The sequence below is a fragment of the Pseudoxanthobacter sp. genome, assembly GCF_036822375.1.
Taxonomy (GTDB): Bacteria; Pseudomonadota; Alphaproteobacteria; order Rhizobiales; family Segnochrobactraceae; genus Pseudoxanthobacter.
Genome location: NZ_DAISHT010000043.1, coordinates 1 through 10,366, shown reverse-complemented (window position 1 = coordinate 10,366; position 10,366 = coordinate 1). Strand labels below are relative to the sequence as shown.

The 10,366-nt window shown below is 66.7% G+C and carries 7 protein-coding genes and 1 pseudogene; 4 read left to right on the top strand and 4 right to left on the bottom strand.

From position 1 onward, the window contains the following. The first annotated feature begins 1,079 nt into the window (after positions 1-1,079). The 3 genes from repA (at position 1,080) to repC (ending at position 4,988) form a co-directional block, all read left to right on the top strand. Entirely contained in the window at positions 1,080-2,240 is a 1,161-nt protein-coding gene (gene repA, locus V7067_RS06540; RefSeq protein WP_334175089.1) for a plasmid partitioning protein RepA, read from the top strand. After that, positions 2,240-3,280, top strand: coding sequence for a plasmid partitioning protein RepB (gene repB / locus V7067_RS06535; RefSeq protein ID WP_334175079.1), 1,041 nt, complete (start codon positions 2,240-2,242; stop codon positions 3,278-3,280). Before repA ends, repB begins: the two co-directional genes overlap by 1 nt. Positions 3,281-3,545: 265 nt before the next feature. Beyond that, positions 3,546-4,988: a plasmid replication protein RepC gene (gene repC / locus V7067_RS06530; protein ID WP_334175078.1), complete on the top strand. Its 1,443-nt coding sequence runs from the start codon at positions 3,546-3,548 to the stop codon at positions 4,986-4,988. Here repC and V7067_RS06525 read toward each other — a convergent pair. Next, positions 4,901-5,818, bottom strand: a complete 918-nt coding sequence (locus tag V7067_RS06525; RefSeq protein ID WP_334175077.1) for a LysR family transcriptional regulator — start codon at positions 5,816-5,818, stop codon at positions 4,901-4,903. The two genes, repC and V7067_RS06525, sit on opposite strands and share 88 nt — an antisense overlap. 168 nt (positions 5,819-5,986) lie before the next feature. Here V7067_RS06525 and V7067_RS06520 point away from each other — a divergent pair, with 168 nt between their 5' ends. Next, positions 5,987-7,483, top strand: a complete 1,497-nt coding sequence (locus V7067_RS06520; protein ID WP_334175076.1) for a CoA-acylating methylmalonate-semialdehyde dehydrogenase — start codon at positions 5,987-5,989, stop codon at positions 7,481-7,483. 101 nt (positions 7,484-7,584) lie between these two features. On the opposite strand, the gene V7067_RS06515 is transcribed toward V7067_RS06520, so the two are convergent. From V7067_RS06515 to adh, 3 genes and pseudogenes are all read right to left on the bottom strand, one after another. After that, positions 7,585-8,013 carry a DUF779 domain-containing protein gene (locus V7067_RS06515; protein WP_334175075.1) on the bottom strand — a complete coding sequence of 143 codons (429 nt, stop codon included), beginning with the start codon at positions 8,011-8,013 and terminating at the stop codon, positions 7,585-7,587. Positions 8,014-8,297: 284 nt separating this feature from the next. Continuing rightward, the gene (gene adhP / locus V7067_RS06510) at positions 8,298-9,326 is read right to left on the bottom strand and encodes an alcohol dehydrogenase AdhP (protein WP_334175074.1); all 1,029 of its coding nucleotides are present in this window, start codon (positions 9,324-9,326) and stop codon (positions 8,298-8,300) included. A 162-nt stretch (positions 9,327-9,488) separates the two neighbouring features. Beyond that, a pseudogene (gene adh, locus V7067_RS06505) lies at positions 9,489-10,366 on the bottom strand (aldehyde dehydrogenase); the annotation flags it as partial.

Here is a 10,366-nt window from a genome sequence, read left to right as displayed (position 1 = left end):
GCACCCAGCGAATGGTGATGCCGGGGTTCGCCGCCTCGAAGCTCTTCTGGTAGATAGGCAGCAGATCGGACTCGAGCGCGGTATAAACCGTCAGCTCGGCTGCGCTGGCAGCGGAGGCCCCGAAGAGACCGCACAGGGCAAGGGCTGCAGAGAGAATACGTTTCAAAGAACGTCTCCGTAGACTGAGGGACATTTCTGCAATTCAGAGAATTTTTTCCGGCACATAGCGAATAGAGACCGGTGTCTTCGTCCGATCCTCACGTTCCATGTCCGGCATTGCGGAGGAATTGTTTCCGAAAGCGCGATCAACCCTGATTTGTTTCGGCGTGTTCCTATCGCGTCGGGATGACGTTACGGTGACGACCGTTGTCACAGAAGCCGCAATACGAGACCGCAGCCGGTCAGTTGCCGGCCGGCAACGCAGCGCAGGTGCACGCCGGCTGTGCAGTGGAGCAGAGCGGCCCGGTGCGGCTGCGGCGTCATGGTTGCCGGCCGGCAACCCGGGCGGGATCCCGCAGCGCCGTCTCCGGCCCCGGATCGCTCTCCCCGGCCGCCGTCGGCGCGGCGCGCCCGCCGCGGCCACAGACCCGCCCGCCGGCGCGCCCTCACGCGGGCGCGCGCGTGCTTCATCACCTCCGGCCCCGCCGAAGTCCGACGCCGGCTGCACGGGACGCCGGGCGCAGCCGGCCGGATGCTGCCGGCCGGCATCCCGCACGCCGCCGCCGGCCAAGTTGATTCGCGGCACCGTTGCGACTTCGCAGTGATGCGGTCGCGTTCACCGACCGATATCCTTGGCCTGATCTTTACGAGGTCTTTGAGCGCGGTCCGAATCGGCGCAGGATGCCCGCGGTGATTCGTCGGCACCCGGTGGCGACAACGTTATGCACTGCCGCTATGCAGAGGCGTTAACCTTGCGTTAACCTCTTTGTCCTTGCGCCGGGCAACAGAATCGGGCGTATTAGACACGGCTGGAAGGGCGTCATGCGCCCCAAAGCGTAGATACGATCCCGAACCGTCGAGACTCTGCCGTGGCCAATGCACTGCCAACCGCTCAGGACCAGCCGCACGCGATCCATACGCTGATCGGCGAACACGCGCGCGAGCTTTCGGCAAAGCTGCAGGCCCACCGGCTGCAGCTGTTTCCGCCGTCTGCCCGCAAGACCCTGCGCAAGTTCACCTCCGGCGAGGCCGCCCGCCTTATCGGCGTCAATGACGGCTATCTTCGCCATCTGTCGCTGGAAGGAAAGGGCCCGCAGCCCGAGATCGGCCCGAACGGCCGCCGCTCTTACACCATTGAGGATATCCACGCCCTGCGGGCCTATCTGGCCGAAAGCGGCAAGGCCGACCGTCGTTACCTGCCCCGCCGGCAGGGCGACGAGCACCTGCAGGTCGTCACCGTCGTCAACTTCAAGGGCGGCTCGGGCAAGACCACGACCGCGGCGCATCTGGCGCAATATCTGGCGCTCAACGGCTACCGGGTGCTGGCCGTCGATCTCGATCCGCAGGCCTCCCTCTCCGCTCTGCACGGCTATCAGCCGGAATTCGACATCGGTGAGAACGAGACGCTCTATGGCGCGATTCGCTACGATGGCGAGCGCCGCCCGCTGGCAGAAATCATTCGTCCCACCTATTTTCCCGGGCTCGATCTCGTGCCCGGCAATATCGAGCTGATGGAGTTCGAGCACGAGACCCCGAAGGCGCTGGCCGACGGCGCCGGGGCCGAATCGCTGTTCTTCACACGCATGGACGAGGCGCTGGCCTCGGTCGCCGATAATTACGACGTGGTCGTGGTCGACTGCCCGCCGCAGCTTGGCTTCCTCACGCTGTCGGCGCTGTGCGCGGCGACCGCCGTGCTCGTGACCGTGCATCCGCAGATGCTCGACGTCATGTCGATGTGCCAGTTCCTGATCATGACCTCCGATCTCCTCAGCGTGGTGGCCGAGGCGGGCGGCAACATGCGCTACGACTGGATGCGTTATCTCATTACCCGCTACGAGCCGGGCGACGGGCCGCAGAACCAGATGGTGTCGTTCATGCGCTCCATGTTCGGCGAGCATGTGCTGAATTTCCCGATGCTGAAAAGCACGGCCATCGCCGATGCCGGCATCACCAAGCAGACGCTTTACGAGGTCAGTCGCGAGCAGTTCACCCGCGCCACCTACGACCGGGCTCTGGAGGCGATGAACAACGTCAACAGCGAGATCGAAGGGCTCATCCGCAAGGCCTGGGGGAGGGCATAATGGCGCGCAAGAACCTGCTCCTCGGCCTGACGAACACACAGTTGCCGGCCGGCAACTCAGACGGGCCCGGCGATGGTCCGGCCGTGGCCGTCCCTGCCCCGCCGCTGCCGCCCCACGGCCAGCGCGGGGCCATCGGCGCGGTCACGCGCTCCATCGAGCATCTCAAGTCGCAGATCGGCGAGGCCCGCGCCATCCAGAGCCAGCTTGCCAGCGGGCAGGCGGTGGTGGAGCTCGATCCCGCCGCCATCGAGAGTTCGTTCGTCGCCGATCGCCTGCCCGGCAGCGAAGACGATCACGAGGCGCTCGTCGCCTCGATCCGCGAGCACGGCCAGCAGGTGCCGATCCTCGTCCGCCCGCATCCGACCGAGACCGGGCGTTATCAGGTCGCCTACGGTCACCGGCGGCTGCGTGCCATTGCGGCGCTGGGCCTCAGGGTCCGCGCCGTGGTGCGCACCCTGAGCGATGCCGAACTCGTCGTCGCTCAGGGGCAGGAAAACACCGCCCGCACCGATCTGTCGTTCATCGAGCGTGCGCTGTTCGCCGCGCGGCTTGAGGAACGTGGCTTCGATCGTGAAACCGTGATGGCCGCGCTGAGCGTCGACAAGACCGGCGCCTCGCGGCTGATTTCGGCCGCCGTCAAAGTGCCGCGTTTCATCATCGAGGCCATCGGCCCGGCGCCGAAGGCCGGCCGCGACCGGTGGCTGGAACTGGCCGAACGTCTTGAGGTGCGCGGTGCCACGGATCGCGCCCGCAGTGTGATCGAGCAGGGCGGCTTTGCGGGACGCAGCAGCGACGACCGCTTTCTCGCCGTGTTCGAATCCCTGGCCGCCCGTGTCCGCGCCGGCCGCAAGACCGCGCCGGCCCGCTCGGCGGTCTGGACCGCAGCCGACGGCCGCAAGGTCGCCCGCATTCAGCAGGATCCGCGATCGCTGACACTGGTGCTGGACAAGAAGGCCGCGCCCGAATTCGGTGATTATGTGGTCAGCCAGCTCGGGGCGCTCTATGCAGCCTGGCTCGCCGGCCGCCGGGAGCCCGGCTGACCTTCATCCGTTTGCCGCGACCGTTTCATAAGGCCGCGGCGCCACCGGCCCCGCCAGCGGGGACATTTCTGCAGCAGCGCGTGCGCCATGAGGCCACGCCGGACACAAGGAGGAGTGCGGACAAGAAAAAAGGCCTCCGAAACGTTTCCGCCCCGGAAGCCTCTCTCTTAGTGTGGCAACTGCGAGAGAACCACTTCCACGAATCGCTGTCAAGAATCAGCACCGTTTCGGTGGACGAATTTTCTGTGTCTCCGCAAGACTGGAGATGAATCAGTCCCCGCTGTCGACGCCTTTCGGGCGGCGATCGCTGACGCTTGCCATGGTCGCCGCACAAAAGGCTGCCGTGACGGGTTCGTCTGCCGTCGCCGTCCCGAAGTGGAAGCTCTATCGCGCCATTGCCGAGACCAAGCCGGCACATGGCCTTTCCGACCGCACCCTGTCGGTGCTGAACGCGCTGCTCAGTTGCCATCCGGAAACCGATCTTGCACCCGGCCGTCCGCTGGTGGTCTTTCCGTCCAACCGCGAGCTTTCGCTGCGTGCCCATGGCATGGCGGCCGCAACGCTGCGCCGTCATCTGTCGGCGCTGGTGGAGGCCGGCTTCGTCGTGCGGCGCGACAGTCCCAACGGCAAGCGCTATGCCCGCAAGGGCGAAGACGGCGCGATCGATGTCGCCTTCGGCTTCGATCTGGCACCGCTCGTTGCCCGCGCCGCGGAGTTCGAGCGCCTTGCCGCAGAGGCCCGCGCCGAGGCGCGATGCATGACGCGGCTGCGCGAAACCATCAGTCTTTGCCGGCGCGACATCGCCAAGGCGCGCACGCTGGCCTGCGAAAACGGTCTCGACCCCGACGCGCTGGCCGGCGCCCTGCCGGCGATCCCGCTGCTGCGCCGCCTTGGGCGCGGCGAACTGGAGGCGCTCGCCGGGCAGCTTGCCGAGATCCGCGAGAATCTGTTTAAAGCACTGTCTTCTCTGGCTATTTTTGCGATTTCGAGCGCCAGTGACAGCCATGATGAGCGCCTCTTAGAGACTCCCAAATCAGACTCTCCTATCAAGACAGAGGATTTGAAAAGGGATTTGAATTTGAAGGACAACGAAGCCGAGGGCAGGGACATCCCCTCGGCTCCCACCGTCTCCCCGCAGCCCGCCGGAGGCCCGTCAGAGCAACCGATCAGCGCTCAACAGCCCCTGACGTCCGGCCGGTCTCTGCGCCGCCGGCCCGCCACACCCCCGCCCGCCGCTCCGCCGCGGGCAGCCATGGCGCGCGCAGCCTTGCCCAAACCGTGCTTGCGCACGATCACGGCCGTCTGCCCGCAAATCGCCCTGCTGGCCCGGGGACCGCTGCAATCGTGGTGCGATCTGTTCGACGCTGCGGAACGCAGTCGTCGCGCGCTCTCCATCAGCGAGTCCGGCTGGAAGGAAGCCGTGGCGGTGATGGGGCCCGATCTTGCGGCCGTGTCGGTGGCCGTCATTCTGGAGCGTATCGGGCATATCCATGCGCCGGGCGGCTATCTGCGCCACCTGACCGATCTTGCCCGCGAGCGGCCTGCCGATTTCTCGGCCCTGCTGCTTGCCCGGCTCGAAGCGCCGCCGCCGGGCAACCCGCGCGCCCGCCCGGCGGCCTGTCAGACGGGTGAGGCATCGTCCGGGGTGTCATCGGGACTGTCGAACAGCGCGCGCGCAGCACCGGTGCGCTCCACGATGGTGCGATAGACCGCCGTGACGCGGCGCAGATGATGGGTGTCGGAGTGACTGACGATCCAGTAGGTGCGGCGGAAGTGGATCGCCGGAAGAATGCGCATGAGCTCGGGATATTGCGCGGCGATGAAATCGTGCACCACACCGACCCCGTTGCCGGACAATACCGCCTCGATCTGCCCGGCAATGGAGGCGCAGGCAAAGCGCACCTGCGAGAGGCTGCCCACGGCATCGTGGTATTTGAGGGCGCTGGAATAGGACATCTCCTCGATGCCCGTCACGATCACGCGGCCGGCGAGGTCTTCGGTCGTTGCGATCGGGCCGAAGCGGTGGAGATGATCGCGTGTGGCATAGACGCTGAGGCCGTAGCCGGTGAGACTGCGCACGATCAGCCGGCCATGGGTCGGCCGGTCGAGACTGATGGCGATATCGGCCTCGCGGCGCGACAGCGAGAAGGTGCGGGGCAGGGGCACCAGTTCGATCAGCAGCTCCGGATGCCGGCACGACAGCGCCGTCAGTTCGCGGGCGAGGAAATAGGTGCCGAAGCCGTCCGGCGCGCCGACACGCACCGCCCCGGCAAGGTCGTGGTCAGTGTCCGACAGATCGGACTGCGCGCGCAGGAATTCGGCCTCCATGGCCTCGGCCGTGCGCTTCAGCCGCTCGCCGGCTGTGGTCAGCGTCGAGCCGGTGGAATGGCGCTCCAGAAGCCGCGCGCCAAGGTGCTCCTCCAGCGCGGCGATGTGCCGGCTGACAGTGGCGTGGTTCAGACCCAGCCGGGTGGCGGCGCCGAGAATCTGGCCGGCACGGGCGACGGCCAGAAAGATGCGCAACTGGTCCCAGTCCATCGTCCGGTGCTCCCATGGGTGCAGCCATTGGCTGGCTGGCGAAATTCTGCACAACGGTTGAGCCATCATGGCCGTTGATGTGCCGAAATAAAAGCGCTTCTGTGCGCGCACACGGCCACGGCGACCCCAGCCGGCGGACGGACAAGAATCTCTTCCAAGGAGCGGGCCATGATCGAGATCGGGCATTTCATCGGCGGCAAGAATGTTGCCGGCACCAGCGGCCGCCATGCCGACGTCTTCCAGCCGATGACCGGCGACGTGCGGGCGCATGTGGCGCTTGCCAGCAAGGCCGAAGTGGCCGAGGCGGTGAAGATCGCCGCTGCCGCGCAGCCGGCCTGGGCGGCGCAGAACCCGCAGAAGCGCGCCCGCGTGCTGATGAAGTTTCTTGAACTCTGCAACGCCGAATATGACCATCTGGCCGAACTGATCTCGCTGGAACACGGCAAGACGGTGCCGGATTCCAAGGGCGATCTTCAGCGCGGTCTTGAGGTGGTGGAATTTGCCATCGGCATTCCGCACCTGCTCAAGGGCGAGTTCACCGAAGGTGCCGGCCCGGGCATCGACATGCACTCCGTGCGCCAGCCGCTGGGCGTCGTCGCCGGCATCACGCCGTTCAACTTCCCGGCCATGATCCCGCTGTGGAAGGCGGCGCCGGCGATTGCCTGCGGCAATGCCTTCATTCTCAAGCCGTCCGAGCGCGATCCCTCCACGCCGATGCGGCTGGCGGAGCTGTTCATCGAAGCCGGCGGCCCGGCCGGCATTTTCAATGTCGTCAACGGCGACAAGGAAGCGGTCGACGCCATTCTGGACGATCCGATCATTCAGGCGGTCGGCTTCGTCGGCTCGTCGGATATCGCGCAGTATATCTATTCGCGTGCCGCCTCCACCGGCAAGCGCGCGCAGTGCTTCGGCGGCGCCAAGAACCACATGATCATCATGCCGGATGCCGACCTCGATCAGGCGGTGGATGCGCTGATCGGTGCCGGTTACGGCTCTGCCGGCGAGCGCTGCATGGCGATTTCGGTGGCTGTGCCGGTCGGCGAGGCGACGGCCGATGCGCTGATGGCCAAGCTCACGCCGCGGGTGGAAGCCCTGCGCGTCGGCACCTCGCTCGATCCGGCGGCCGATTTCGGCCCGCTGGTGACGAAGGCCGCCGTCGAGCGCGTGACGCGCTATGTCGATCAGGGTGTCAGCGAAGGCGCCAGCCTGGTCGTCGACGGTCGCGGTTTCCGTCTGCAGGGCTATGAGAACGGCTTCTACATGGGCGGCTGCCTGTTCGACCATGTGACGCCGGATATGTCGATCTACAAGGACGAGATCTTCGGCCCGGTGCTGACGGTCGTGCGGGCGCCCGATTATGAAACAGCGCTGGCGCTGCCCTCGAAGCACGAATACGGCAACGGCGTTGCGATCTTCACCCGCGACGGCGATGCGGCGCGCGATTTCGCGGCCCGCGTCAATGTCGGCATGGTGGGCGTGAACGTGCCGCTGCCGGTGCCGCTGTCCTATCACACCTTCGGTGGCTGGAAGCGCTCGGGCTTCGGCGATCTCAACCAGCACGGCCCGGATTCGATCCGCTTCTATACCCGCACCAAGACCGTCACCACGCGCTGGCCGTCGGGCATCAAGGAAGGCGCGGAATTCGCCATGCCGACCATGCGCTGAATGGCGACCGGCGCTGAGCGCCGGCTGCGCACGCCGGAAAGACAAAACAGCGGCCGCCCGTCACGGGCGGCCGTTTGCGTTCGGGCGGCCGGTGCCGGCCGTCAGGCCGAAACCGGAATGCGCAGGTTCAGCTGGCACATCTCCTCGCCGGAGAAGGCGCGCGAGCGGGTGAGGAAACGGCGCTCGGTTCCGTTGTCGAGCGAGAACATGCCGCCGCGACCGGGCACCACGTCAATGATGAGCTGGGTGTGCTTCCACGCCTCGAACTGCGAAGCGCTGATGTGCACCGGCACGCCGCCGATCTCGCCCAGCTTCACATCGTGATCGCCGACGATGAAATCGCTCTGCGGATAGCACATCGGCGATGAGCCGTCGCAGCAGCCGCCGGACTGATGGAACAGGATCGGTCCGTATTTGGCTTTCAGCTCCCCGATCAGCTGCAGCGCAGCCGCGGTGGCCAGCACGCGCGGCGGAACCTCGCCGTTCGCCTGCGGCGGGGGAGGGGGGGCAAGGGGGACGGCGTCGATCATCGGACATCCTCCGCGCCGCCAGCCCGGCCGGGCGTTTCTGGCCCTGTGCAAGCGCGGCTGCGGCGTCGTTTCGCGTTTCCCGGCGGTTCGCGACAGAAGGGGAGGGCAGGGAAGCCCGGCCATTGCAACCGGCAGCGACCACGGCGGGCGGCCTTCGTTCTGCGGAACCGCGCCAACTATAAAGGGCGCCGGAGCAGCCGAAAAGCTGCCCCGACGCCCCGCACCGCCGCTTGTCCTGGGAGGAAGCCCCGCTGGCCAGGGGGGAGAGCCAGCAGGACGACGCGTCAGGCGGCGATATCGAGCACGATGCGCCCGTCAATGGCGCCGGCGTGCATCTTGCGAAACACCTCGTTGATGTCTTCCAGCCGGGCTGGCGCAACGGTGGCGTGAACCTTGCCGTGGGCGGCGAAGTCCAGAGCCTCCTGCAGGTCCAGCCGGGTGCCGACGATGGAGCCGCGCACGGTGATGCCGTTCAGCACCATGTCGAAGATCGGCAGCGGGAACGAGCCCGGCGGCAGGCCGTTCAGCGCCACGGTGCCGCCGCGCCGCACCATGCCGAGGGCCTGCTCGAAGGCCTTGGGCGAAACCGCGGTCACCAGCACGCCGTGCGCGCCGCCGATTTCCTTCTTCAGGAAGGCGGCGGGATCGGTCTCCCGCGCGTTGATTGTGACCATCGCGCCCAGCTTCTCCGCCAGCGTGAGCTTGTCCTGTGCGACATCCACGGCGGCGACGTTGAGCCCCATGGCGCGGGCATATTGCACCGCCATGTGCCCGAGGCCGCCGATGCCGGAAATCACCACCCAGTCGCCCGGCTTGGTGTCCGTCATCTTCAGGCCCTTGTAGACCGTCACGCCGGCGCACAGCACCGGGGCGATTTCCAGAAAGCCGACGTTGGCGGGCAGGTGGCCGACATAGTTCGGATCGGCAATCACATAGTCTGCAAAACCGCCGTTGACGGAATAGCCGGTGTTGAGCTGTTCCTCGCACAGCGTTTCCCAGCCGCCGAGGCAGTGGGTGCAGTGGCCGCAGGCCGAATAGAGCCAGGGCACGCCGACGCGATCGCCCTCTTTGACATTTTTCACCCCGGCGCCGACGCCGGAAACATAGCCCACCCCTTCATGGCCGGGGATGAACGGGGGATTGGGTTTCACCGGCCAGTCGCCTTCGGCGGCGTGCAGGTCGGTGTGGCAGACGCCGGAAGCCTGAATTCGAACCTGAATCTGTCCCGGGCCGGGTTCGGGAACCGGCACGTCCTCGATCACGAGCGGCTGGCCGAACGCGCGGACCACGGCCGCCTTCATCGTCTTTGCCATCTTTTGTTCCTTCCTCGTCTCAGTTTCTGCCGGCCGGTCGTGCGGCTGCGGACCGGTGCCGGAACGGCCTGCCACGCATCGCGGCAGGCCGCCGGTGTCGTGTCGGACGGAGGTTCGGAGTGTGGCGCCGGCCGTGCGCGTGCACGGCCGGCGGTCGTCATCTCAGAAGAAGCCGAGCTTCTTCGGGCTGTAGCTGACCAGCATGTTCTTGGTCTGCTGGTAGTGGTCGAGCATCTGCAGGTGGGTTTCGCGGCCGATGCCGGACTGCTTGTAGCCGCCGAAGGCCGCGTGGGCCGGATAGGCGTGGTAGCAGTTGGTCCACACGCGGCCGGCCTGAATGGCGCGGCCGAAGCGGTAGGCACGGTTGATGTCGCGGGTCCACACACCGGCGCCGAGGCCGTAGAGCGTGTCGTTGGCGATGTGCAGCGCCTCGTCATCGTCCTTGAAGGTCGCCACCGACACCACCGGGCCGAAGATCTCCTCCTGGAAGATGCGCATCTTGTTGTGGCCCTTGAACACCGTCGGCTGCACATAGTAGCCGCCGGCGAGATCGCCGCCGAGATGGGCCTGAGCGCCGCCGGCCAGAACCTCGGCGCCTTCCTGGCGGCCGATGTCGAGGTAGGACAGGATCTTCTCAAGCTGCTCGGAGGAAGCCTGCGCACCGATCATGGTGGTGGGGTCGAGCGGGTCGCCCTGCTTGATGGCGGCGACGCGGGCCAGCGCGCGTTCCATGAAGCGGTCGTAGATCTTCTCGTGCACCAGCGCGCGGCTCGGGCAGGTGCAGACTTCGCCCTGATTGAGGGCGAACATCACGAAGCCTTCGATCGCCTTGTCGAAGAAATCGTCGTCTTCGGCCGCCACGTCGGAGAAGAAGATGTTCGGCGACTTGCCGCCCAGTTCCAGCGTGACCGGAATGAGGTTCTGGCTGGCATACTGCATGATCAGCCGGCCCGTGGTCGTCTCGCCGGTAAAGGCGATCTTGGCGATGCGCGGGCTGGAGGCGAGCGGCTTGCCGGCCTCAAGGCCGAAGCCGTTGACGA